The organism is Salegentibacter sp. BLCTC (assembly GCF_015143665.1).
Classification (GTDB): domain Bacteria; phylum Bacteroidota; class Bacteroidia; order Flavobacteriales; family Flavobacteriaceae; genus Salegentibacter; species Salegentibacter maritimus.
Genome location: NZ_WYEW01000007.1, coordinates 1 through 26,684, shown reverse-complemented (window position 1 = coordinate 26,684; position 26,684 = coordinate 1). Strand labels below are relative to the sequence as shown.

Genomic DNA, 26,684 nt, shown 5'->3' with positions numbered 1-26,684 from the left:
GATGATGAAATTAAAGATAAAAATAATAATAAGTATACTGCTAATCGCTTTTCCTGTAGTGAGTTCGAAGGCACAGGAACTAAACGATTACCTTAAAATTGCAGCAGAAAACAATCCTGAACTGCAATCGGCTTATACAAGTTTTGAAGTAGCTTTACAGCAATCGCCGCAAGTGGCATCATTACCAGATCCCACCCTTACGCTAAGTGCCTTTGGAAGAATGGTAGAAACCAGGTTGGGTGCCCAGGAGGCTCGATTTAGTTTTATGCAAATGTTTCCCTGGTTTGGAACTTTAAAAACAAAGAGGGATGCAGCAAATTTGTTAGCAGAAGCTCGATTTCAGGAATATTTGGCGAAACGTGCCAATTTATTTTTTGAAGTTAAAAAGGCGTATGCCGAACTTTTTGCCATACAACAAAGCATCCTTTTAAAAGAAAAGAACCTGGATATCTTAGATTCTTATCGGGAGCTTTCTTTGAGTAAATTTCGTAGCGGAAGCTCTAAAATGGTAGACGTTGTTAGGGTAGATATTAAAAGAGATGAAGCTTTAACTGAAATAGCGATTGAAGAAGAACAATTAGAAAGTCTAAAGAGACGATTCAACCTTTTGTTAAACAGAAATAAAGAAGCTTCCGTTGGTGTTCAGGATACCCTGGTGTTAGATGAACAACTACAGCCCGACTTGATGAATACCGAACAGGCCTTTAACGAGCATCCTGAGCTTGCGAAGTTCGATAAGGAACGCGAAGCTTATGAACATCGTGCAAAAACCGCACAAAAATCGGGTTTACCAAATATTGGGATAGGCCTGGATTACGCTATTATTTCAGAACGTACAGATATGAATCCGCCCGGTAATGGACAGGATGTGATTATGCCTATGGTTTCGGTAACCTTACCAATTTTTAGAAAAAAATATAAAGCGGCCGAAAAAGAAGCAGTGCTTATGCAAGAGGCTGCAATTAAAAATAAAGAAGCTACAAAAAATCAGTTGCAAAGTGATTTAGAAGCAGCGCTTTATGATTTAGTAAAGGCCAAAAAGCAGTTAAACCTGTATAAAAGACAGATAGAGAGTTCTGTACAGGCCAATAAACTTCTGGTTTCCGCCTTTAGTAATGATGACGGCGATTTTGAAGAAATCCTTGAGATGAATCAGGATATTTTATTATTTAAAATTCAGCAATTAGAAGCCTTAAAAACCGGATTTACAGCCGAGGCAAAAATGGACTATTTATCAGCTAAAACCCAGAATTACGATGAAACAAAATAAAAATATATGGAAAGCCGCCGGCATATTAGTGCTGGGTATTTTATTGGGGTATTTAATTTTTGGAGGCGCAAATGAAAAGGAGCCGGAAGAAGGGCACGAGCATTCAGAGCTAGCTGAAAATCAAATCTGGACCTGTTCTATGCACCCTTCCGTAAGGCAAAATGAACCGGGCGATTGCCCAATTTGTGGAATGGACCTTATTCCACTTTCCGAAGATGAAAATGGCCTGGACTCAGATGTGTTCGTTATGAACGAGAACGCTATGAAGCTGGCTAATGTAGAAACTTTGGTTATAGGAGAGAAGGAAGCTTCAAAAGAGATTAGGTTAAATGGTAAAGTGGGAGTAGATGAGCGTAATACTTATACGCAGTCTACCCATATACCCGGAAGGATTGAAAGATTATATGTGAACTTTACCGGTGAAAAAGTTAATAAAGGTCAGGTGTTAGCCAGTGTTTATTCTCCAGAACTTGTAACCGCCCAGGAAGAATTATTGCAGGCCGAAGCCATAAAGGAAAGTCAACCGGAATTATTTGAAGCTGCAAAACAAAAACTTAGAAATTGGAAAATTACCGAAAACCAAATCAATAAAGTATTGAGCAACGGAAAGCCAATAGAACGTTTTTCTATCACTGCAGATGTAGGTGGGGTAGTAACCGAGTTGTTATCAGAGCGGGGTGATTACCTGGAGCGTGGCATGCCTATTTACGAGATAGCAAATCTGGATAAATTGTGGGTGCTTTTTGATGTTTATGAAGGCAATATGTCCTGGATTGAAGAAGGTAACAAAGTAAATTATACACTTAGGTCTATACCCGGTAAAACTTTTGAAGGCGAAATAAGTTTTGTAGATCCTTTATTAAGTGATAAAACACGGGTTGCGAATGCAAGGGTAGAGATAAATAATAAAGATAAGCGAATAAAACCCGGGGTTTTTGCCACGGGCATTATAGAAAAGAATCTTGATGCTAAGAACAATAAAATAGTGATTCCTCAATCGGCTATTTTATGGACAGGAAAACGCTCCCTGGTATATGTGAAGCAGGATGCACAAAATGGTGCCGGTTTTCAAGCTCGGGAAGTGGTGTTAGGAACTTCCCTGGGAGATTCTTTTGTGATTGAAGAGGGCCTGGAAGAGGGAGAAGAAATTGTGGTTAACGGTACCTTTACCGTAGATGCTGCTGTACAATTACAGGGCGAAAATTCTATGATGAATCAAACTGAAAAGAAAGATAGTAATCTGGCTGAAATGAAGATGAATTTACCTCTTTCTTTTCAGAAAAACCTTTCCACAACGTTGCCTGCTTATTTTACATTAAAAGATGCATTTGTGAATACCGATGCAGAATCAGCTAAAACCGCTGCTTCCAAAATGCACCAGCAAATTACCGCTCTTAGTATTTCTAATCTTGGGAAAATGGAAACCCAGCACTTTAATGAAATTAAAGACCAACTTATGGCAATTTCAGAAAGTAGCGATATAGAGCAGCAGCGGCAGCATTTTGAAGTGCTTTCAGAGAATATAATTGCTTTTGTCTCTAACATAGAAAATCTGGAAACACCTATATATATTCAGCATTGTCCTATGGTGAATAATAATAAAGGAGCCGATTGGTTAAGCCTTTCAGAAGAAATTAGAAACCCCTATTTCGGGGATGTTATGATGAACTGTGGAGATACCCAACAGCAATTGTAAAATAGGAATTAGAGATAAGCTAACAAATTAATCAAAGATGCTTGTAGAAGTCTTTATAAAAAATATGGTTTGCGACCGTTGTATAAAAGTTCTGAGAAACGAGCTATTTGAAGCTGATATTGACGTGGTTAAAGTAGAACTGGGTAGGGTAATTTATAAAAGCAAAGATAAAGCTCAAGATACCAATAAAATACAACGCATTCTGGATAGTAATGGTTTTGAATTGATAGAAAGCACTGAAAGTGTCCTGGTAGAAAAGGTAAAACTAAGCTTAATAAGGCTTTTAGAAGAACTACCGGTAGAAAAAACAGGAACATTATCGGGCTATTTGTCGAAAAACATTAATTATGATTATGCACGCCTTAGTAGGATTTTTTCTTATACCGAAAATACAACTATAGAGAAGTATTTTATAAAGTTAAAAATTGAAAAAGTAAAAGAACTAATTCAACTTAAGAAGTATAATTTTAAGGAAATAGCTCAGTTGCTGGATTACAGTAATGTCAATCATCTATCCAGGCAATTTAAGGCAGAAACGGGAATGAACCTTACAGAGTATAAGTCTATAAATCAAAATTTTAGGAATTCTTTAGACCAAATTTTGTAGAAGGTTTAAGGAAATATGATAATATTTAAGCTTATACCATTGTAATTTAGAGATTAACCAAAAAATAAGCAATCATGAAAAATTTAATTTTAAGCTTTTCGGTGATTACGTTTGTAAGTTTTAGCCTTATTTCCTGTTTTGATAATAAGGGAAAACAATCTGTTGAAATAAATACTCCTGAAGAAGTTAAAAAAGCAGAGAAAGAGACAAAAGATATTGCCGATCAGGAATTTGTTGATGGGATGACGGGTAAGATTTGGCATAATTACCTGGAGATTAAAATAGCCCTGAATAGGGCTGATGCACCCAGGGTACAGGATGTGGCAAAAAGTATGTTTGCCTCGTTCTCAGAAGAACATGCAGAGATGAAGGCTATGGCAAAGCAACTGCATGAAACAGAGGATTTGGAAAAGCAAAGGGAGATATTTGCAGAATTTACACAAAAGGCAGGTTCTATGTTTGAAGATGCTTTATCAGGTGGTACTATTTATAAAAAGTTCTGTCCTATGGCTTTCAACAATAAAGGAGCTTACTGGTATGCTGATGTAGAAGAGATAAGCAACCCATATTTTGGTGACAAGATGCCAAAATGTGGCTCAGTAGAAAAAACAATTAAAAAATAAACTATTGCTCCCAAACCGCGAGACACTAAACACAAAATGGATTCCTTTATAAGCCCCGGGATATTTAAATTTCGATTAATTGAATAAAGTATATTAACCAATCAAAAAGTAAAAGAAATGAATTCTGAAGATAAGAAACATCACGATAAGAGTGGAAGTAATTACCTTAGGTTTTTTCTAATGCTCGGATTGTCATTTATAGCGATGTACATTACCATGTATTTTAATACGTATGAGTTTGATCATGTATATTTTAGCTTAACAAGGTTTTATATGGCCTGCCTGGGTATTTCAGCAATGGCGGTAATTATGCTTTCGCTTATGCTCAAAATGTATAAAAACAAGAAAAAGAACCTTGCCATTTACCTGGGGAGCCTCGTCTTGTTCGTATCTGCTTTAGGTCTGGTAAGAGCACAACGCCCAATTGTTGGAGATATTTTATATATGAAAGCCATGATTCCGCATCACTCTATCGCAATACTAACCAGTAAGCGGGCAGACATTAAAGACCCGGAAACCAAAAAACTGGCTGAGGAAATTATTGAAGCTCAGAAAAGGGAGATTGCACAAATGAAAAAGATAATTTATAGACTGGAGAATAAGTCTGAATAGTTATATAGCTTGAGTTTGACTAATTTTTAGCTTTTTTATGGTGAAGGCTCAGTGCAAATAGAAAGATAGGAATGAGTAATAAGAAGGACGCAGACAAAAAATTTTATGGACAACTGTTTTCAAAGACAGGTTGGACTATGGCAATAGTAGTAGTGCTAGCCATTCTCTACGTATTATTCCTGCCAAAATCTTTAGATAATGAATTTTGGAAATGGCTTATTATTAGTGTTGCAATCCTAAAAGCATTTTTAATAGTTAGAATTACATTTACCCAATTAAGCAAAATGCTGGGCGATAGTCATTATTTAGAGCATGTTTTAAGTCTTTTTACACTAATCATAAGCCTTATTGTACTCTCATTTGCTTCAGATTATTATGCGCTTTACGTAAATGAAGCTGCTAATTTTAAAACAAACTTGATAGTTGTAGAACCCTCAATATTTTTATTCTTTGAGTTTTTCTATTATTCGCTAATTTCGTTTGCTACTGTTGGCTATGGCGACTTTGTTCCTATATCACTATCGGCAAAATTTCTAGTGGCTTTAGAGACAATCCTATACTTTTTTGTACTGGTGTTTGGAACTGCAAATATCAACCGAATTAATATTAAAGATTAAACTATTTAAATTCTAATTAATACATAAATCAATAACAATGAAAAGAAACCTTAGAAGCTTAACAATGCTAAGCCTTATTGCGGGAAGTTTAGTATTATTTTCATGTAAAAATGAAGAAAATAAAAATGATGCTCCAGAGCCCATGCAACATGAAATGCATCAGCCAGATGAACAAGCCAAAAAAGAAACCTATAAAGGCGAAGAATTACAAGCCGAATTTAAGGACGAAAAGACCGCTAAAACCTACAATTTGTATATAGAAATTAAGGATGCTTTTGTAAATACCGATGCCGATAGCGCCGGAGAAAAAGCTGCAGAACTTGCTGAAGTGGCAAGCGATAACGAAGAAATAGCTGCTATTGCAACTACTATCGCAGAAACCGATGATGTTAATAAACAACGCGAGGCTTTTTCTAAACTTACTGTTGCTATGGAGCCTATATTGGTTGATGCTTTAGAATCTGGAGCAATCTTTAAACAATATTGCCCAATGGCTTTTGAAGGAAAAGGAGACTACTGGTATTCTAACTCAAAAGATATTTTTAACCCTTATTATGGTGATAAAATGTTAAAGTGTGGTAGGGTAGAAGCTACCATTCAATAATTATATTATTTTAAGATTGGTTGAAATCTATGGAGAGAAATAGAAAAATCTAAAATAGGTTTTTGTACTGCATCCAAAAATTTTAGCCAATCTTACTATTTTTAATGAAAATCGGTTTGAAAGAAAATATCCTACATATAAAAAATATGGTTTGTGATCGTTGCCTAATGAGTGTGGAAAATACGCTTAGGGAACAAAACCTTAATTACATCACTATTAATTTAGGTAGGGTTGAGCTGGAAAACCAACTCTCACCATCCCAATTTCAGGATTTAAAAGATGCCCTCGCTACAAACGGGTTTGAAATTGTATCTAAACGAACCAATAAAATTATAACCGAAATAAAATCTTTGGTTATAAAGATGGTATACAATCATAAAGACTTCCAGAATAAAAAACTTTCTGAAGTATTGAGTGAAGAATTAAATTACGATTATAGTCATCTTACCAGCCTTTTTAGTAAGGAAGAAGGCCAGAGCATTCAAAGTTTTCAGAATAAAATAAAAGTAGAACGAATAAAAGAACTTTTGGAATACGATGAGTTAAATATTTCAGAGATTGCCTATAAAATGGACTTTGGAAGTGCCGCTTATCTTTCTACATTCTTTAAAAAGGAGACCGGCTTAAACCCTTCTCAATATAAAACTAAGCTTTTTCATCGTAAACCTTTAGATGATATCTAGGAGATTAACAATCTCAAAAAGTACACAAGGCATTTTCTAATTATATTATAACTTCTTACCATAATTTTAAAACTCATTGCGGTTTTTAGTGCTTAATTTTGAGCTAAACCAATAAAAACCAATATTATGAGAAATGAAGAAATGTTGAAAGCATTGGGAAACTGTATCAATCACTGTAATTATTGTGCTGATGCCTGTTTGGATGAAGACAACATAGAAATGATGAAAGATTGTATTCGTACCGACAGGGTTTGTGCTGAAGTTTGCAGTACTTTAAATCAGGTTTTGGTTACCGGTTACAAAAATGTAGACGGACTTGTAAAATACTGCATTGAAATTTGTAATGCCTGTGCCGATGAATGTGGGCAGCATAAGCACGATCACTGCCAGGAATGTGCCAGGGCATGTAGGGAGTGTGCAAAAGCTTGTGAGGCTTATTTAGCCTAAAATTTAATCTTAAAAGGCTGTTTGAATTTTTACTGATAGACGTCAGCCTGAATTTATTTCAGCGTCTAATTCCTATCAAATTAGACGCTGAAACAAGTTCGGCATGGCGTAACTAACAACAGAGGTTCAAACAGTTTTTTTTCTCTAATAAAATCTATGAAACACAATTACCATATCTCTGGGATGACCTGCAATGGTTGTAGGGCCCACGTTGAGGATTCTCTAAAAAAAGTGGAAGGTGTAACCCATGTTAAGGTTGACCTTGAAAAAGCTTCTGCCGAAATAGAGATGCAGAAACACATTCAGCTTAAAGAGTTTCAAAAAGTGCTGGAAGACAGTAATTATCAAATTCACTTAAAAGATGAGGTGCCGCAAACTTATTCTGTAAGCGGAATGACCTGCAATGGCTGTAGAGCTCATGTAGAAAAAACTTTAAATAAAGTTGAAGGCGTAAAAAATGCCGAAGTAAATCTTGAAAAAGAGGAGGCGAAAATTGTAGGTGATAAAAATGTTTCGTTAGAGAAATTACAGCAGGCATTGCAAGATGATGGTGGGAATTATGAAATTCATGAAGCAGGAAAAAAAGTAAGCCCCAAAAAGAACAAACCTAAAGGGGAAGGAAATGGGGTTTTCTATTGCCCCATGCATTGCGAAGGGGATAAAACTTACGACAAGCCTGGAGATTGTCCGGTGTGCGGCATGGATTTGGTGGAAGAGGCCAGCTTAACGCCAAAAGCTACAGTTTATACCTGCCCAATGCATCCAGAGGTAGAGCAAAACGCTCCCGGTTCCTGCCCTAAATGCGGAATGGACCTGGTACCAAAAGAACCCGAAGAATCTTCAGAAAGTAAATCTTATAAAAAACTGCTTAAAAAGTTTAAAATAGCCGTGGCTTTTACGCTACCTATTTTCATTATCGCGATGTCTGAAATGATTTCGGGTAATCCACTTTATAAAGTTTTAGATCAGGAAATTTGGAACTGGATTCAATTTGGACTTTCCCTTCCGGTAGTATTTTATGCTACCTGGATGTTTTTTGAGCGGGCCTGGCGATCTATAAAAACCTGGAACCTTAATATGTTTACTCTAATTGGAATTGGGGCAGGGGTAGCATGGCTTTTTAGTGTATTTGGCTTGTTGTTTCCAGATTTTTTTCCGCCGCAGTTTAAGACTGAAATGGGAACCGTGCACGTTTATTTTGAAGCAGCAACCGTAATTCTTACCCTGGTTTTACTGGGGCAGGTTTTGGAAGCCCGTGCACACAGCAAAACCAATTCTGCTATCAAAGAACTCCTAAAATTGGCTCCTAACAAGGCGATAAAAGTAATTAATGGTGAAGAAAAAGAAGTTTCTATAGATGAAATTGAAAAAGGAGATATTCTAAGAGTGAAACCCGGAGATAAAATTCCGGTAGATGGAATTATTGAAAAAGGAAATTCCAGTATTGATGAATCGATGATTACCGGAGAGCCTATTCCGGTAGATAAATCTGAAGGAGATAAAGTAAGCTCCGGAACCATTAATGGAAATAGGAGTTTTACCATGAAAGCTGAAAAAGTAGGGGAGGAAACCTTACTTTCCCAAATTATTAAAATGGTAAATGATGCCAGTAGATCGCAAGCGCCAATTCAAAAATTAGCCGACAGGATTTCGGCTTATTTTGTGCCGGTGGTGGTAGTGATTGCAGTACTAACTTACATTGTATGGGCAATATATGGGCCAGAGCCTCAATATGTTTATGCCCTGGTGAATGCCATCGCGGTATTAATTATTGCCTGCCCGTGTGCACTTGGCCTGGCCACTCCCATGTCGGTTATGGTAGGAGTAGGAAAGGGAGCGCAAAATGGGGTGCTTATTAAAAATGCCCGTGCCCTGGAAGAAATGGACGATGTTGATACATTAATTATAGATAAAACCGGAACCATTACTGAAGGCAAGCCTAAAGTGGAAAAAGTGGAAGTGGTTTCAGGAAATAATGAAGATGAAATTATAAAACTTATCGCTTCGCTAAACTCTCAAAGTGAACACCCACTTGCAAAAGCCACGGTAAATTTTGCAAAGGAAAAAAAGCTAAAATATACCGAAGCTTCAGATTTTAGCTCGGTTACCGGAAAAGGGGTTACCGGTGTGGTAGAAGATAAAGAGATAGCCATTGGTAATGATAAGCTGATGCAAACTGAGAAAATTGAAATTTCTTCAGAAATATCGAAAAAAGTAACTATTGAACAGGAGAAGGGGAAAACTGTTTCTTTTGTTTCGGTAGACGGAAAAGTAGTCGGGTATTTTACCATCACCGATCCTATTAAAAAGACCAGCAGGGAAGCCTTAAAATCTTTGATGGATGAAGGTGTTAAGGTTTATATGTTTACCGGAGATAATGAGAAAACAGCCAAATCGGTTGCCGAAGAACTTGGCCTAACCGGGTTTAAGGCCGGTATGTTGCCTGAAGATAAGCAGAATGAAGTGAAAAAACTTCAACAAGAAGGTAAAAAAGTGGCTATGGCCGGAGATGGAATAAATGATGCGCCTGCATTGGCACAGGCCAACATTGGTATTGCTATGGGAACCGGTACCGATGTGGCGATAGAAAGCGCAGAAATAACCCTTGTGAAAGGAGATTTAAAAGCAGTAAAGAAGGCGAAATTACTAAGTAAAAAGGTAATGCTTAACATTAAACAAAATCTATTCTTTGCTCTTATATACAATACGCTAGGCGTACCAATTGCAGCAGGGGTTTTGTACCCGGTTTTTGGACTTTTATTATCCCCAATGATCGCCGCTTTGGCAATGAGTTTTAGTTCGGTTTCAGTAATTGCAAATGCACTACGCTTAAAAAGCGCCAGTTTGCAATAAATTATAACAGCTAAACTTTAGTCTGAAAAAAAGAGAGCAGAATAGATCCTAAAATTTTATTAGCTTAAATATAAAATTTAGATTTTCGGTATTTCTATTACTGCTCTCGTGTTAAAATTCAAACAAACTCAACCAATTAACCAAAACTAAGCACCTTAATAATTTTTCAGTATTTTCAAGTCACTAAAAAATCTTTTTCATAGCAATTTGGTGCTTTTTAATACTTAGACTAATAGAATTTAAAAAGGTTTAAAAACAGAGATAAAAAAAACCACCGTCTTTTTACGGTGGTTTTAAAAACTAACAAATCAAAAAATCTTAGAATTATTTGATGGGGTTTAAAATTAAATCTATTCTTTCTAAAGCATCCTGAAGATGGTATCTGGTTAAACGATCTCCACTATTAGCGACTCTTCTAATTTGGTTTTGAAGTGTTTTAAGCTCTCCTCTTACCACAGGACGAATATCACTTTGGGCAACATCTATGTCGCTTCGGGATATCCAGCTTCTGTATCTTGATGGAATGGCGCTTTGCTCCTGCGTCATTAAATATTCCATACGCTCTATATAAGCACGTTGCAGGTTTCTGCGGTAACGATCTATGTTCTGTCCTGCATAAACTTCGCTCCAAATACCTTTTCTTAGGTCGCTCATCATATCAATTAGGCCGTATGCTTTAGCATCATTTATTTCCTCATTTTCCATTAAACGGGCCATTCTTCCAAAATCAAGAAGGTTTTTAAGTGTGCGTTCCTGCATATTGCTAAGGCGTTCTACCTGTCCGTCAAATTGGATTTTATTGAAAATTTCCTGGTCTATCATCCATTCGGGGGTTTCAAAAAGTTGATCGTGCAAAAAGCTCATCGCTTCTTTTTGCTTTTCTTTTGAAACGTGAGAATAAACAGCACCTTCCTGGTCGTAAGTTTTATAGTACTCATAAACTCCACCAATATTGGCGGTTACGTGCCCCATATAACGGTTAAACTGACTTAAAACCTGGCCGTACAAATCATCCAGGTCATCGTAGTTTTTACCGTCTTCGGCAGTCCACTCAATCAATTTTGGCATAATGCGTTTCAGGTTTTTGATTCCGTATTCACTTGCCAATACTGCGTCATCGCCAAGGTCTTCGGTCTGAGAGCTAGGGTCTATCACTCCACCACTTTGCTGGCTTCCAAATCTATATAATGGATTGTCGGCCTTTTCCAGGATCCATTGGTCTAGAATTTCTTTTTCTTCTTTTGCCGTTTTATCTAAAATTGGGCGGTAACCCCACTCAATAGAGTATTTATCGTAAGGTCCAATATCTGGCATTAAAGCTACGTCACCATCTTCGGGTTGTGCGATATAATTAAAACGGGCGTAGTCCATAATAGAGGGTGCTGTCCCGTACTTGGCAGTAAATTCAGGATCACGAAGATCTTCAACTGCATAAGCAACGCTACTTCCCATATTATGTGGAAGCCCCAGGGTATGCCCAACTTCGTGGGAAGAAACAAACCTTATTAATCTACCCATTACTTCGTCTTCAAATTCTACACCACGGGCATCTTCATTGATAGCTGCAGTTTGTACAAAGAACCAGTTTCTAAGAAGGGTCATTACATTGTGGTACCAGTTAATGTCTGATTCTAAGATCTCTCCAGAACGTGGGTCACTAACGTGTGGGCCGTTGGCATTGGGAATAGGAGAAGCCAGATAGCGCACTACAGAGTATCTTACATCTTCGGGGCTCCAATCTGGATCTTCTTCTTTTGTGGGTGGGTCTTTAGCGATAATCGCATTCTTAAAACCGGCTTCTTCAAAAGCAACCTGCCAGTCTTCGATTCCCTGTTTAATATAAGGAATCCATTTTTTAGGCGTAGCGCGATCTACATAATAAACAATAGGCTCTTTTGGTTCTACCAGTTCGCCATTTTTAAATTTTTCCCTGTCTTCCTCTTTAACTTCAAGTCTCCAACGATCCAGGTACTTTACTTCTTTACTTTTTTGTGCATCCAGCCCATAATCTACCTGTCCGCGGGCAAACCAACCTACGCGTTGGTCAAAATAACGACGTTTCATAGGTTCTTTTGGAAGCAAAATCATAGAATTGCTGAACTCTAAAGATATTGAGCCGGTACTGGCGTTAGAAGGTGGTTCTCCGGCATTATAGGTTTTTACGTGCCTTACCTCAATATTTTCAGGGTAACTGCGAATAGTATCTATATACGAGCGGCTATCATCTAATCGAGAAACTTTGTATTGTTTCCTGGAACCATCTCTTAATCCAAGGGCCTTAACATCTTTGGTGTAAAGATCGGTAACTTCAATTACGGTTGATTTATTAACCGAGTCTTTACCTACAGTTTTTATAGGAAAACGCTGTAAAACCGGCTCGAAATTAGAGTTAACTACGGCTTCGTGAACCGGTAAAGAATCTGCAGCATATATTTCGTGAGAAACAACCCTTAAAAGAACGTGGCCGTCTTTTTTCTGCCAACGATGTACCTGGGTGTTTTGTTTTCCACCGCCAAAACCAATTCCTGTAGCTGTTTTGGCAATCCTCGTAACGGTAAGCATCTCACGGTTAAACAGGCTATCGGGGATTTCGTAAAAATATTTATCGTCTACCCGGTGAACGGTGAATAAACCTGGGTCGCTTTTGGCATCTTTAGTGATTACTTTTGCGTAAGGCTCGAAATCACCTTTCTTTTTTGAGGCTTCTTTTTTGGAGCTATCAGCCGTAGATTTGGGCTGAAAAATTCCACAACTGGAAACCGAAACTGATAAAGCCACTAATAAGAGCTTATACGTTAATCGTTTGGTCATAAATTGAATTTTGGTTTGTGTGATTAATTTGAAATGATAGATTTTCATTAGCGGTAGCTAAAAAACGAAAAAAGACCACCATTTGGTGATCTTTTGACTCAATTATCTTAAAAAGGTTTAAAGCGAAGTTAAAATATATCTAATTTAACGCTTGTTGAACCTAAGCAACTTATTTTTTAACTTTAAACTGCTTTGATCTTCATAGCCTCATCTTCCTTATAAACATCTATCATCTTATGTTTTCTAAGCGATTTTAGAGTTTTGTCCCATTTTTTATTACTTAAACCAGATTTGGCTTTTATGCTATCAAGGTCGTGAATTTCGTCACTTTTTAATAGCTGAAATACTGCTTTTTCGTCTTCATTAAGTTCAACAGCTTTTCTTTCAGGTTTCATTTGTGGGAAAAACAATACTTCCTGGATAGATTGATTATTGGTTAAGAACATAATTAAACGGTCCATTCCAATACCTAAACCAGAGGTTGGGGGCATTCCATATTCCAGGGCCCTTAAGAAATCCTGGTCTATAAATTCGGTAGCTTCATCGTCTCCTTTTTTGGCAAGCTTCAATTGTTCTTCAAAACGCTCGCGTTGGTCTATAGGATCATTTAGTTCAGAATATGCATTGGCAATTTCTTTTCCGCATACCATTAGTTCAAAACGCTCGGTCAGGTCAGGATTTTCACGATGCTCTTTACAAAGCGGGCTCATTTCTTTGGGATAGTCGGTAATAAAGGTGGGCTGGATATAATTTCCTTCGCATTTTTCACCAAAAATCTCATCAATAAGCTTCCCTTTACCCATGGTTTCATCTACTTCAATACCCATATCTTCCGCTGCTTTTCTAATTTCAGCTTCAGATTTTCCGGTAATATCAAAGCCGGTAAATTCTTTGATAGAATCGGTCATGGTTACGCGCTTGTAGGGCGCTTTAAAGTCTATTTTATGTTCGCCAAAAACAGCTTCGGTAGTATTGTTTACTGCCAGGGCACAATGTTCCAGTAGTTTTTCGGTAAAATCCATCATCCAGTTGTAGTCTTTATAGGCTACATAAATTTCCATCGCGGTAAATTCAGGATTATGGGTTCTATCCATTCCTTCATTTCTAAAGTTTTTAGAAAATTCATAAACCCCGTCAAATCCACCAACAATTAGCCTTTTTAGGTATAATTCGTTGGCAATTCTAAGGTATAGTGGGATATCTAAAGCATTGTGGTGCGTAACAAATGGTCTTGCGGCAGCACCCCCGGGAATAGACTGTAAAATGGGTGTTTCTACTTCAAAATATTCTCTTTCATTAAAGAAGTTTCGCATGGCGTTGAACAACCTGGTTCTTTTTACAAAGATCTCCTTTACTTTTGGGTTCACTGCTAAATCGGCATAGCGCTGGCGATAGCGGTGTTCCGGATCGGTAAAACCATCATGAGTATTCCCTTCTTTATCGGTTTTAGGAAGCGGAAGTGGGCGAAGCGACTTGCTAAGTAAAGTAAAATCTTTTACCATAACGGTCTTTTCCCCAACCTGGGTTTTAAACAGTTCTCCTTCAATACCTATAAAATCGCCAATGTCTAGCAATTTTTTATAGATATCGTTATACTTACTTTTATCTTCACCGGTACATATTTCATCGCGGTTAAAATAAACCTGTATTCTTCCTTTAGAGTCCTGAATTTCGGCAAAAGAGGCTTTCCCCTGGATACGACGGGACATTAGCCTACCGGCTATCACTACTTTCTTACCTTCCTCAAAGTTTTCTTTAATGTCTTTACTGGTATCCTTAACCGGGAATAAATCTGCCGGATACGGGTTAATACCTGCCTTTCTTAAAGCCGAAAGCTTCTCTCTTCTTACTGTTTCCTGTTCAGATAATTGCATACTCGTAATTTGATGTATCCCTCATTAAGGGTTTGATTTCCCGAGACTCCCCTCGGAATTATAAAATATTTTTTCGATTCTTGAAGTTGTCTGTAAAGTTTAATTTCGTCAAGGTGAACCTGTCCATCCGGTCAGGCGGGCTTGTTCCAGCTTCTAACGTGATAGTGACTATTTATGTCTTAGATTCTGAAATAAATTCAGAATGACGATTTCAAAATTTCTCAGAAACTACTTCTACTCTTGCAAAACGAGTGCAAATATAGTGAGTATGTGGCTACCAACCAACGGGATATATGCCAGAATTTTATGACTTTAAATTAATGCTATACTGGCCATTTTCCGGTTAATTAACTTTACATATAGTAAGCTTACTGTATGCACAGTTATTTTCTACTTTATAAGTGCTTTGCCCTCGCGGTTGCAATAGTATAGCTTATTAAAACTGGATAGCCAGTGATCTAAGAAGTTTTCTCTATTTATAATCATATCTTTGCAAAATAAATTGGTAAGACTTATAGATAAATGAGTGTTTGGCGTGTTATTCTTTCTATTTTGTTTCCACCCCTGGCCGTTTACGATCGTGGGTGTGGCTCTATTTTAATTGTTTTGATACTTACCGTTTTAGGGTGGGTTCCCGGAGTGATAGCTGCACTTATTATTCTTAATAATCCCAAAAAAGACGTATGAATAAGCAGGTAAATTTGCAAAACTTAGGCTATAAAGATTATAAAGAAACCTGGGATTACCAGGAAAAGCTTTTTAAGGAAATTCTAGACCTTAAAATTAAAAACCGTCGGCAAAGTTTAAATGAAACAACGCCCAATTATTTGCTGATGGTAGAGCATCCTCACGTGTATACCCTGGGAAAAAGCGGCGACATAAAGAATTTGCTTATTTCTGAAGCTGAATTAGAGAAAAAACAAGCCAGTTATTATAAAATTAATCGAGGTGGCGATATTACCTACCACGGGCCCGGGCAATTGGTGGGGTATCCAATTCTAGATCTCGATAATTTTTTTACCGATATCCATAAATACCTGCGTTTTCTTGAAGAGGCCATAATACGTACACTGGCCGAGTATGGCTTAAAAGCAGAGCGAAGTAATGGTGAAACCGGAGTTTGGCTGGATGTAGGGACACCTTTTGCCAGGAAAATATGTGCTATGGGAGTTCGTGCCAGTCGCTGGGTCACAATGCACGGGTTTGCTCTAAACGTAAATGCAGATTTGGGTTATTTTGACCATATTATTCCCTGCGGAATAGAAGGCAAAGCCGTTACATCTTTGAATGTAGAACTCGGAAAAAAGGAAATTTCTTTAGACGAAGTTCAGGAGAAAGTTTTAAAACATTTTGCCGAACTTTTTGAAGCTCAGTTTATTTAGAATTTATAAAGCAATACCTCTTTTTCACCTCCTTTTACCACAAATTCCGGACCTTGATCTACGTTGGCATTGTTTATATCGATGCCCGTAGTCCCATAAACCGGAAAACCGGGAAGAAGAATTGCATTACTATCAAATACATATACTTTCTGACTTTGTAAATCGGTTAGGCTGATATAGTATTTATTGTTCACCAGGAAAATTTTTGGATCGGTGTATAACCCGTAATCCAGGCTTATCTCTTTTCCCTTGATTTTTAAAATGTTTTCTGATAGACTAACCAATAGATTTGGCCGTGCGCTAACGCTATGGTTTTCTTTAAAATTGGTTCTTTTTGTGCTTACAACGCCCTTTTGATTCACTTTTACAAGATTTCCTTCGGCATTGGTTGAAACAAAATCGTTTTCAAATTCGTACCATTTATTCTTAGAAAAATCTATGGTTTCCTTTACGTTTACCCTATGCTTTCCCTGCCGACTTAAAATATTGAGTTTGCCCGATGCTTCAGGGAATACAATATAATCCTTGTATTGAATTCGTAAATGTTTTGGAGCCTGTAAAATTTCAGATTTTGTCTTTCTGAAATCGAAACCTTTAACGCTTTTTCCGTTTTTATCATACATAAAAACTTCATCTTTCTGGGTAATTAAAAAACGATATTTCCTGTTGGTGTCATAGTCGAATAAGGAAAGTGGCTGTGTAATTTCATCCTGAAATTTTAATGGAAATGGTTTTACCGTATTCCCATTTCTGTCTAGTACCTCTATAGAATAAGGAGTGGCGAAAGCAAGCTGAAACTTTCCGTTTTTAAAAAGATCTACCTGCTGTATTTCTCCTAAAATAGGGCCTTTAAGTTTTTTCTTCCAGAAAATGCTTCCTTTGTTAGAAATAAGATAAAGCGTGTTGTTTATATCCTGAACCGCAATATCCATTTGATTGTTTAGATGGTTTTTTACTAAAACCGGCTCTGTAAGCAATTCGGCCTCCAGGCTAAGCGAAAGTACTTCTTTAGCTTTATTTGCTGAAGTGTTTTGTGTCTTTTGGCTTTCAAAATTACCATGTATATGCGCAAAATCATCCTCTTCTACCAATTGTAGGATTGCTATTTTATGCTCGCCAAAATTTAAATTTTTCATCTCGTCTCTAAGTTCTTTAGAGACAGCCTTTGCTAACCTGCTTTTTAATAAAGTTGTATTTCCGGCTATGAGGATAGAAGATTCTTCTGCTAATTTTTGAATGCTATTTGTATAATGCTCCTCATGTGCCATGGTATTCTTATTTACATAATTGGCTATGAGGTCACGAAGCTCTGATGCAGTCTTGCCAAATACAAGAAATTGGTCTATTGCCGCTACAAAATTAGTATTGTTTACCTGAAGGAAAGGCGTGAAAAGTTTTTTTAAAATATCGGGTTGCGATACCTTATATATAGGAAAGTCTCGATAATTTTCCTCCAGGTTTGCGTATCCGGCAATCAAGTCGGTTGCTTCAGTGGTTACCAGTGTTTTTAATGCTAAAACCGAATTTTCTTCCCCAAAGATGATTCCTGCTTCCCGGGTATTTAGTAAAAGTTCATCTTCTCTTTTTTCTATACTGTCCTGTTTAAATTCTTTTAAATTCTGAAGAAAAATTTTCGGTTTCTGGTAGCCCAAAGCAATGAAACCTCCTGAATTTTTAGGAACAATTGTCGGGAACTCGATAGAAACAGGCTGGGTGTTTGCGAGAATTTTATGGAGGTTCTCTTTATGGTTCGCAATGCTAAGTCCGTTGAATGAAATTCCATTTTTTGATAACTCGATATCTACCGCGCTCCAGCCGGCGTAGTTTTTTAAGCTCTCCAGTTTTATGTTCGGAAATAAATTTTTCTGAAATTCATTAAGTTGATTATGATTTATAATAAGGGAAGTTGCTTTAGGTGAAATGGCCTTATAGGTTTTGGTAAAACTTTTATTTTGTAGCAGGTTTTCCTTATTTAAAATTTGCCTTAATTGGCTTTCCGAATTTGAAATAATAAATGGGCTGCCTCCGTCAGATATAAAAAACTCACTTCCTTCTAAATTTAGTTTTTGATAGGTTACGCCCTCAGACTTTATGTTTTCTACAGCTTTATTTGAGATAGAATCTAACTTAAAATTGGGCTGCTGTTTACTTATAATGCTATAATTAAAATTTTGCTGTTTTGAAACAGATATAGCAAGAATACTTTCCGTTATGCTATCGGCGTATTTAAGAAAACCCAAATCTTTATTGAGTTTAGTAATAGCGCTTATAGAGTTTTCCTCCAAAAAAGAAAGTGAAGTTACTTGCTGTTGAAATAGTTTTAAATTGGGAGTTTGAATAATTACCGCGGCATTTCTAGGAATATAATTAATAGGGTTCTTCTCTGTTTCCCGGGTCTGACAGGAAATAAAAAATAAAATACTTAAAAATGCGAAGACGGTTTTCTTCATGGAATAGCAGAATTTTTAACAAATATAAAAGTTATAGGCTAAGTTTAAGTTGCTCTGGCAGGAGTTTAAAACTTTTTCTGTGATAAGGCGTGCTGCCGTGTTCTCTTATGGCTTCCCGGTGCTCTTTTGTGGGGTAGCCTTTATTTCTATTCCAGTTATATGCTGGAAATTCCAGGTGTATTTCCTTCATAAATTCATCACGGGCGGTTTTTGCTAAAATTGAAGCTGCAGCAATGCTAAAGAACTTAGCATCTCCTTTTATTATGCACTCGTGGGGAATATTACGAAAGGGTTTAAATTTATTACCATCTACAATAATATATTCCGGATCGCAGTCTAGGTTTTCTATGGCACGATGCATAGCTAAAATAGAGGCGTTCAGTATATTTAGTTTGTCAATTTCCTCCATATACACATGCTCAATACTATAAGAAATAGCCTCATTTATAATAATTTCTCTAAGCTTATTGCGGTCTCCTTCTCTGGTTTGTTTAGAATCGTTTAGTAATGTGCTTTTAAATTTTTTTGGAAGTATTACTGCGGCAGCAGTTACAGGGCCTGCCAGGCAGCCTCTACCGGCTTCATCGGTACCTGCAACTGAACAGGGAAGGTCGAACATTTTTAGCATACTGCAAAAATTGGAAGAATCGGGGTTTTAAGCAAAACTATTATTCTCTTTTTAGTCATTTGTGTAAATAATCTGTTTAAAAAAATACAAGGCATGCATAGTAAATTCTTTGTAAAAAGACTTTTTAGGTGATAAAACAGGTGAAATGTAAATTTATTGATGTCTTGAAAAGTTGTGTTTTTTTATTGAATTCTTAAATAAATGGCTGTTTGAGGACTTGGTTTTTTGTATCTTTTAAAGATGTCTAATGAAATTAAAAGATGATTCAATTTAAAAATCATTTGTTTTATTAAGATTTTATTATGATTTTTGGCGTAGGCTAATTCAAATTTAAACAATAATGAAAAACAAATTACATGGAATGCTTACGCTATTATTGGCGTTTGTAGTGCAATTTACGTTTGCACAGGAAAAAGTGATAACCGGTACGGTTATCGATGAAGATGGTTTGCCCTTGCCCGGGGTAAATGTTATTGAAAAGGGTACTACAAATGGGACACAAACCAATTTTGATGGAGAGTATAATCTTTCTGTAGACGTTGGTGCAGTGGTAACATTTAGTTATGTTGGCTTCAGCAATCAAGAGGTTACTATAGGTGAAGCTGATGTTTACGATATTACACTTGGTGCAGATGCAGCTGCATTAGATGAGGTGGTAGTGGTAGGTTATGGTACCGCAACTCGCCAGTCTTTTGCTGGTTCGGCCACTACAATTGATACAGAAAACCTGGAAACAAAAAACTTTGCCAATGTATCTCAGGCTTTAGCAGGAGAAGTTGCGGGTGTGAATGTAATTAATACTTCAGGACAGCCGGGTACTGCTTCTACTATTAGAATTAGAGGTTTTGGTTCTGTAAACGGAAACCGTGACCCATTATATGTAGTGGATGGTGTTCCTTTTTCTGGGAGTATTAACTCCATTAACCCGGCAGATATCAAGACAACTACCGTGTTAAAAGATGCTACTGCGACTGCAATTTATGGTTCGCGTGGTGCGAACGGGGTTATTTTAATTACTACCAAAACAGGAACTTCTGGTGAAGATTATATTGAGGTAGACGTAAAAACTGGTGTGAACGACCAGGTAATTCCCAGATATAATGTGATTAAGTCTCCAGAAAAGTATATTGGTTTAGTTTGGGAAGGTATTTACAACCGTGGTGTTATTACAGGAGATGCAGAAGGTAACCCTGTGGAATATGCAAATGCCAGGTTGTTTTCTGATAACTATGTTCCGGCAGGATATAACCTGTGGAATGTGAATTCTGCTTCAGAATTGATTAATCCAGATACCCGTATGGTTAGAAATGGGGTTACCAGAAAGTATACTCCAGAACTATATGAAGATGCAACATTTGATGCGGCTATTAGAACCGAAGCTAACGTTCGCTTTGGTGGTGGAAACGAAAAAACTTCTTATTTTGCTTCTGCCGGTTACCTAAATGATAATGGTTATGCTGTTAATACTGGATATGACAGATATACCACTCGTTTAAACCTAAAGTCTCAGGTGAAAGAATGGTTAAATGTAGCAGCCAATATTGGGTATGCTTATTCAGAGCAAATGGAGAATGGTCAAACCGTAGGTTCTGAAAACGTATTTGAATTTGCTGATAAAACAGCTCCTATCTTTGGGGTATTTTTAAGAGATGACCAGGGAGAGAAAGTGCCGGATCCTATTTATGGAGGATTCCAATACGACTATGGTAGTTTCTCAGGTTTTAGAACCAGACCACAATCAGACGGGTTAAACCCGGTAGGTTCTGCTTTGTATGATTATGTGCATACAGATAGGCACGAACTAAACGGAAGCTTTGCTTTAGATTTCACACTTACCGATCACCTTAGTTTTGAAACAAAATTTGGTGCTCAGTACTCTATGGATAGATACACGAGTGCAGATAACCCATTCTACGGAACTGCACAAGGAGACGGTGGTACCTTATTTAAAGTAGATACAGAAAGATTAACAACTAACTTTTTACAGTTATTGCGTTACGAAAATCAGTTTGGAGATCATAGTGTAGATGCTTTGATAGCACATGAATCTAATGACTTCGAGTTGAGTTACAATGATGCTTTTAAAACTAAGGCCGTTGCTGCTGATATTTATGAATTAAACAACTATGTAGTAGCAGCAAGTCCGGCTACAGGATATAATGAAGGGAGATCTATTGAATCTTACTTTGGTCAGGTTAATTATAACTATTTAGATACGTATTACCTTACAGGATCTGTGCGTCGCGATGGTTCGTCTCGATTTGTGAATGAAAAGTGGGGTACTTTTGGATCTGTTGGTGCTGCATGGGTAGCTTCTAATGAAGATTTCTTAGCTAATAGCGACCTGATTTCTTTCCTTAAGTTAAAAGCTTCTTACGGTATTACCGGAGATGAGGCTCAAACGGATGCTGATGGTGATCCTATCTACTATCCAGGTTATGATACTTACAGTATAAATAACCTTAACGATGAGATTTCTCTTTCAACTTTAGCCAATGGTAACCCAGATCTTACCTGGGAAACTTCTGAAATGTTTCAGATAGGTACAGAATTTGGTCTGGGGAGATGGTTAGACGGTGCCATAGATTATTATATTAAGAATACAACAGACCAGATTTTCCAACGTAGAGTAGGGCCGTCTCAGGGTATTGCTGTTATAACTGTAAATGACGGGGATTTAAGAAATGCCGGTTTAGAATTTAATTTAACAGGGCATATAGTTCAAACTAAAGATTTTAACTTGGATCTTAGTGTGAATGGAGAACTTTTAGAAAATGAAATCACTAGAATGCCTTTAGATCCATCTACAGGAGAGGAAAGAATTCTGGATCCTTCAAATGCGCCATTTGCCTATTCTGAAGGAAGGTCAATTTTCGAAATTTATACCAGAGAGTACGCCGGTGTAAACCCAGACAATGGAGCTCCTCAATGGTATCAATATTTTAATGATGCCAATTCTAATGGAACTTTTGATGACGGTGAAGATGCGATTCAAAATATGCCGGTTTATTTAAATGATAACCCAGATGCTAATGTAGAAAGACAAATTACTGATACATATGCTAATGCTACTCAAAAATATATCGGTAAGTCTGCTATTCCAGATGTTAGAGGAGGTATGAGATTAAGCGGTAACTGGAAAAACTTTAATTTTGGTGCGCAGCTAGTATATAGTCTTGGAGGGCACGCGATTGATTATCAGTATGCTGAATTAATGAGCGACCGTTTTGGTGCTGTTGGTAATAACTATCATAGCGATATCTTAAATAGATGGCAAAACCCTGGAGATCAAACAAGCGTTCCTGCATTATCAGATAATGCTTATACCAATGTAACCTCCACTTCAGATCGATTTGTAACAAGTACAGATTATATTGCATTAAACAATGTAAGGTTGGGGTATACCATTCCGGAAGAAATGTTTGGAAACATCGGAATTAAGTATGTAAACCTTTATGTTTCTGGTGACAACCTTTATGTGAAAACTGCTAGAGAAGGATTCCTTCCAAATACTGCGGAAGATGCTAATTCGGGACGTCGTTTATACGCTCCACTAACTACAGTTACTGCAGGAGTAAGGGTTAAATTTTAAAAATAAAAGAATACGATATGAAAAATATATTTAAAATAACATTGCTGTCATCTACACTACTTGCATTAGTGGGATGTAGTGAAGACTTTCTTGAAAAGGAGCCTTCGGAATTTTTAACGCAAGAACAGGTTTCGGAGGCTGGTGAAACTAATGCTGATGTGCTTGCCGGAACTTTAACGGGTATTTATTCTTTGCAATTTGAAGATGGATCTGGTGGTACAACAAATCACGACGATTTTGGACAAAAGGGCTACGATATTTTTGGAGATATGCTTTCCGGAGATGTGGCGCTTTCTGTGAGTTCATTTGGTTGGTATAGGTCAGGTATTACCGAGTTTCAGGCACCTTTAGATTTTACAAATCAAAGGAATTACATGCCATGGAGGTATTACTATCGACTTGTTCGTTCAGCAAATTTAGTGATTGCGGCTGTTGGAGGGAATGATGCTATTCCTGAAACCGATGAAAACAAGTATATCCTCGGTCAGGCAAAAGCAATGAGAGCACATTCTTATTTTTACCTGGCTCAATACTACCAAAACTCTTATAATCCAAGTCAAGAGATATTACCAATTTATCTTTTGCCAGAGGATGAAAACGGGCCAAAAGTGGCTGCTTCTGTAATTTATGAGCAAATGGAAAGTGATTTAAACTCAGCCATTTCTTTATTGGATGGTTTCAATAGATCCGCTAAAAATCAGATTAATAAGCAGGTGGCTCAAGGGATTTTAGCTTATGTTTTAGCTGCACAAGGAGACAGATGGCAAGAAGTGAAGGATTTAACTGACGATATTATAGCAAATAGTCCTTTTACAATAATGACGGAAGAAGAAGTTGCTAGGGCAGACAGAACCGATGATGATGTAAATAACCCAACCGGAGGCGGATTTAACGATGTGAATACGCCTGGATGGATGTGGGGTGTAGACCTCACCACAGATTCTGGAGTTGGTCTTCTTTCCTGGTGGGGACAAATGGATTATTTCTCTTATAGTTATGCCGGTTATGGAGACTATAAAGCTATAGATGCTGATTTATTTGCTCAAATTCCTGCTAATGATGTGAGAAAAAATCAATTTTTGAATAACCCAGAGTCTTCAAACCACCTACAACCTTGGGGTAAGTTTTTCGATCCTCAAAGAGTGCCAAGAGGGCCCTCTCAGGTTATTACTTTAGATTTGGTATATATGAGAATTGCCGAGATGTATTTATTAAATGCTGAAGCAGCTGCGAACCTTGATATGGATGCTGAAGCGAGAATGGCTTTATCGACACTTCTAGCTGAAAGATTGGATGATACTAGCTATCTTGACGGTCTTTCTGGACAAGATCTTCTGGATGAAATTTATCTTCAAACTCGAATTGAGCTTTGGGGTGAAGGAAAATCTTATTTAGCTATGAAGAGAAACAAAGCGACTGTCGTAAGAGGGGCAAACCATCTATCTTTTGTTGGCGATCCAATTCCTTACAATGCTGAAGAACTCACTTTCGAAATTCCGGAAGAAGAAATTCTTTATAACCCGGCCATTAATACTCAAAATGAATAATAGTCTGGAAAATTAATAATTATAAAAAAGCCTCCGATTTAACGGGGGCTTTTTTTATTATTGTAATGAATTTTTTAAAGGAAATTAAGATGTTAAATCCAGGTTAGCTTTAAGCTAACCTAGATTTATTTTAAATCGCACTTTGTAAGTACATGTTTTTGAAATAATATAACTTTGTTGCAAATTGTATTTAATGAAGGTTATATTATTCGTTTTTCTCTTAATTCCTTTTATAGGAATTTCACAAACTAAACTTTCTGCCGGTCCCGGGGGGCAAAATGCGGAACAAGCAGGCAAGAAAGAAGACACTATTAAACCTCCAATCTCAGATTATAAAATAATTTCTTTAGCAAACGATACTACTTTTGTAGACACTACGCTTACTATAGAAAAAGATTATAAATTCAATTATCGCCGAAAAGATAATTTCGAACTACTTCCCTTTGCCAATACAGGGCGACCATATAATAAACTTGGGATGGATTTTGAAGCCAAAAAATTATATCCTGAATTTGGTGCGCAAGCCAGGCATTATAACTTTTTCGATATTGAAGATATTAAGTATTATCATGTACCTACACCCTTCACCGAGGCCTATTTTAAAACAGTACCGGAGCAGGGGCAACAATTAGATGTTTTGTTTACCATGAATACTTCTGAAAGGTTAAACTTTTCAGTAGGGTATAAGGGAGTACGTGCTTTGGGCAGATATCAGAACATTCTTACCAGTACCGGTATTTTTAGATTCGGGCTTAACTATAGAACTTTAGATAGAAAATATCATTTAAGAACACATTTTGTTTCGCATAACTTATTGAATCAGGAGAATGGTGGACTTTCAGATTTAGCACTTCAACAATATATAGATAAGGAAGAGGAGTTTGAAGATCGCTCTCTTTTACAGATGAATTTTGAGGATGCGGAAAGCACCTTATATGGCAAGCGTTTTTATCTGAACCATTATTATAATCTTGCTAAATCAGATTCCTTATCCTCAAATGCATTAAAAGTGGGACATATCTTTAACCACGATTATAAGAAGTTTGATTTCTCTCAAACCAATGCAGCAAATATGATTTTTGGTCCTTCTTTTCAGCAAACAAATTTAAGGGACCGTGTTAGGTTAACAGAGTTTTATAATGAGGGCTATGTACAGTGGTCTAATAAAACTTTAGGGGAGGTAAAGGCGAAAGCTGCTATTAAAACTTTTGAATACGGATATAAAACTTTTTATATTCGGGAAAATGACACCATTAATAATAAACTTACCGGAGTAAATTATGCTGTGGGTGGTGAATATAAGAAGAAAATAGGTGGATTTGACGTACAGGCGGATGCTATGCTTAATTTAGCCGGCGATTTTACAGGAAGCTATTTTGAAGCACAGGCCGGTTACAGCCTTGATGAAGAAAATAGGCTGCAATTTGGGTTTAATCAAAACAGTCATATGCCAAATTATAATTTCCTGCTTTACCAAAGTAATTATGTGAATTACAATTGGCAGAATGATTTAGATAATATAAATACTCAGAGTCTTTATGGTGAGTTACGTTCTAAAAAATTATTCAATATAAGTGCACGGTTAACCCAAATTCAGAATTATACCTATTTTTCCGAAGGGGAAGATTCTTTAGTGAAGCCTTTTCAGTCCAAAGACCAGGTTAGGTATTTTAAAATAAAAGCTAGTAAAGATTTTGACTTTGGTCTGTTTGCAATAGATAATACCTTGATGTATCAAAATGTATTAGATGGTGCTTCTGTATTAAACCTGCCTGAATTTGTGACTCGTAACAGCATATATTATAAAGACGAGTGGTTTGACAAGGCACTATATTTACAAACCGGATTTACATTTAAATATTTTACAAAATATAATATGAATGCCTACGATCCTGTGCTAGCTGAATTTTATGTGCAGAACTCATCCGAATTTGGTAATTATCCGGTTGTCGATTTCTTTTTTAATGGAAAGGTAGATCAAACTCGTATTTTTTTTAAGCTGCAACATTTAAATTCTTTAATCGATAAGAATAATAATTTTGTAGCGCCACGCTATCCTTATATGGATTTCCAGGTGCGTTTTGGCGTTGTTTGGAACTTTTTTCTCTAGTTTTTCTGTTGAAGTTATTTTATTCGTCTGTTATTTTAACCTATTGAATGTTAAATTGCTTTGTGAAGCCTCTAGATTATGGTGAATTTGGGATGTGATTTGTGTATTTTGTATGAAATCCTGAAAAGTAATTAAATTTGAAGAATATTGTTGTGCATCTAAAAAACAGCAGTATATTTGCACCCGCTTTGCGCCACAAGAGGTTTGGGGTTCTAAGTTAAGAAGTTCATTACATACTGGGATTACGATGTTTTTAGGGCTAAGAAAGCTCAAAAAAA

The 26,684-nt window shown here is 36.9% G+C and carries 20 protein-coding genes; 15 read left to right on the top strand and 5 right to left on the bottom strand.

Annotated features, from left to right (window positions below):
- The first annotated feature begins 1 nt into the window (after position 1).
- The 10 genes from GUB10_RS09795 (at position 2) to GUB10_RS09750 (ending at position 10,012) form a co-directional block, all read left to right on the top strand.
- Positions 2–1,270 (top strand): TolC family protein, encoded by a 1,269-nt coding sequence (locus GUB10_RS09795; RefSeq protein WP_193711271.1) that lies wholly within the window; start codon positions 2–4, stop codon positions 1,268–1,270.
- A complete protein-coding gene (locus GUB10_RS09790) occupies positions 1,257–2,966 on the top strand; it encodes an efflux RND transporter periplasmic adaptor subunit (RefSeq protein ID WP_193711270.1) in 1,710 nt (569 codons plus the stop codon). Before GUB10_RS09795 ends, GUB10_RS09790 begins: the two co-directional genes overlap by 14 nt.
- Positions 2,967–3,003: 37 nt before the next feature.
- On the top strand, positions 3,004–3,573 hold the full coding sequence (locus GUB10_RS09785) for an AraC family transcriptional regulator (RefSeq protein ID WP_193711269.1): 570 nt from the start codon (positions 3,004–3,006) through the stop codon (positions 3,571–3,573).
- A gap of 74 nt (positions 3,574–3,647) precedes the next feature.
- Complete coding sequence (locus tag GUB10_RS09780) at positions 3,648–4,196, top strand: DUF3347 domain-containing protein (protein ID WP_193711268.1); 549 nt, start codon at positions 3,648–3,650, stop codon at positions 4,194–4,196.
- Between the two features lie 117 nt (positions 4,197–4,313).
- Entirely contained in the window at positions 4,314–4,808 is a 495-nt protein-coding gene (locus GUB10_RS09775) for a DUF305 domain-containing protein (RefSeq protein WP_193711267.1), read from the top strand.
- 71 nt (positions 4,809–4,879) lie between these two features.
- Positions 4,880–5,425 carry an ion channel gene (locus GUB10_RS09770; protein ID WP_193711266.1) on the top strand — a complete coding sequence of 182 codons (546 nt, stop codon included), beginning with the start codon at positions 4,880–4,882 and terminating at the stop codon, positions 5,423–5,425.
- Between the two features lie 37 nt (positions 5,426–5,462).
- Entirely contained in the window at positions 5,463–6,029 is a 567-nt protein-coding gene (locus GUB10_RS09765; protein WP_193711265.1) for a DUF3347 domain-containing protein, read from the top strand.
- 104 nt (positions 6,030–6,133) lie between these two features.
- The gene (locus GUB10_RS09760; RefSeq protein WP_227740364.1) at positions 6,134–6,712 is read left to right on the top strand and encodes a response regulator transcription factor; all 579 of its coding nucleotides are present in this window, start codon (positions 6,134–6,136) and stop codon (positions 6,710–6,712) included.
- Between the two features lie 126 nt (positions 6,713–6,838).
- Positions 6,839–7,159, top strand: coding sequence for a four-helix bundle copper-binding protein (locus tag GUB10_RS09755; RefSeq protein WP_193711264.1), 321 nt, complete (start codon positions 6,839–6,841; stop codon positions 7,157–7,159).
- Between the two features lie 156 nt (positions 7,160–7,315).
- Positions 7,316–10,012 carry a heavy metal translocating P-type ATPase gene (locus GUB10_RS09750; RefSeq protein ID WP_193711263.1) on the top strand — a complete coding sequence of 899 codons (2,697 nt, stop codon included), beginning with the start codon at positions 7,316–7,318 and terminating at the stop codon, positions 10,010–10,012.
- A gap of 324 nt (positions 10,013–10,336) precedes the next feature.
- Here the strand turns inward: GUB10_RS09750 and GUB10_RS09745 are convergent, their stop codons facing one another.
- Both GUB10_RS09745 and lysS read right to left on the bottom strand, forming a co-directional pair.
- Positions 10,337–12,823, bottom strand: a complete 2,487-nt coding sequence (locus tag GUB10_RS09745; protein WP_193711262.1) for a zinc-dependent metalloprotease — start codon at positions 12,821–12,823, stop codon at positions 10,337–10,339.
- Positions 12,824–13,005: 182 nt separating this feature from the next.
- Positions 13,006–14,697: a lysine--tRNA ligase gene (lysS, locus tag GUB10_RS09740; protein ID WP_193711261.1), complete on the bottom strand. Its 1,692-nt coding sequence runs from the start codon at positions 14,695–14,697 to the stop codon at positions 13,006–13,008.
- A gap of 522 nt (positions 14,698–15,219) precedes the next feature.
- On the opposite strand from lysS, the gene GUB10_RS09735 reads away from it, so the two are divergent.
- Together GUB10_RS09735 and lipB are read left to right on the top strand one after the other, a co-directional pair.
- Positions 15,220–15,384 carry a YqaE/Pmp3 family membrane protein gene (locus GUB10_RS09735; protein ID WP_193711260.1) on the top strand — a complete coding sequence of 55 codons (165 nt, stop codon included), beginning with the start codon at positions 15,220–15,222 and terminating at the stop codon, positions 15,382–15,384.
- Positions 15,381–16,079 carry a lipoyl(octanoyl) transferase LipB gene (lipB, locus tag GUB10_RS09730; RefSeq protein ID WP_193711259.1) on the top strand — a complete coding sequence of 233 codons (699 nt, stop codon included), beginning with the start codon at positions 15,381–15,383 and terminating at the stop codon, positions 16,077–16,079. The genes GUB10_RS09735 and lipB overlap by 4 nt, the downstream gene beginning before the upstream one ends.
- Here lipB and GUB10_RS09725 read toward each other — a convergent pair.
- Positions 16,076–18,529 (bottom strand): hypothetical protein, encoded by a 2,454-nt coding sequence (locus GUB10_RS09725; RefSeq protein WP_193711258.1) that lies wholly within the window; start codon positions 18,527–18,529, stop codon positions 16,076–16,078. The genes lipB and GUB10_RS09725 overlap by 4 nt on opposite strands.
- A gap of 31 nt (positions 18,530–18,560) precedes the next feature.
- Positions 18,561–19,157 carry a ribonuclease HII gene (locus tag GUB10_RS09720; RefSeq protein ID WP_193711257.1) on the bottom strand — a complete coding sequence of 199 codons (597 nt, stop codon included), beginning with the start codon at positions 19,155–19,157 and terminating at the stop codon, positions 18,561–18,563.
- Between the two features lie 340 nt (positions 19,158–19,497).
- On the opposite strand from GUB10_RS09720, the gene GUB10_RS09715 reads away from it, so the two are divergent.
- From GUB10_RS09715 to GUB10_RS09705, 3 genes are all read left to right on the top strand, one after another.
- Positions 19,498–22,749 carry a SusC/RagA family TonB-linked outer membrane protein gene (locus GUB10_RS09715; RefSeq protein WP_193711256.1) on the top strand — a complete coding sequence of 1,084 codons (3,252 nt, stop codon included), beginning with the start codon at positions 19,498–19,500 and terminating at the stop codon, positions 22,747–22,749.
- Between the two features lie 17 nt (positions 22,750–22,766).
- Positions 22,767–24,296, top strand: a complete 1,530-nt coding sequence (locus GUB10_RS09710) for a RagB/SusD family nutrient uptake outer membrane protein (RefSeq protein ID WP_193711255.1) — start codon at positions 22,767–22,769, stop codon at positions 24,294–24,296.
- Between the two features lie 193 nt (positions 24,297–24,489).
- Positions 24,490–26,406, top strand: a complete 1,917-nt coding sequence (locus GUB10_RS09705; protein ID WP_193711254.1) for a putative porin — start codon at positions 24,490–24,492, stop codon at positions 26,404–26,406.
- Between the two features lie 30 nt (positions 26,407–26,436).
- Here GUB10_RS09705 and GUB10_RS15960 read toward each other — a convergent pair.
- The coding region (locus tag GUB10_RS15960) for a hypothetical protein (protein WP_227740363.1) at positions 26,437–26,684 on the bottom strand (248 nt) is incomplete at its 5' end.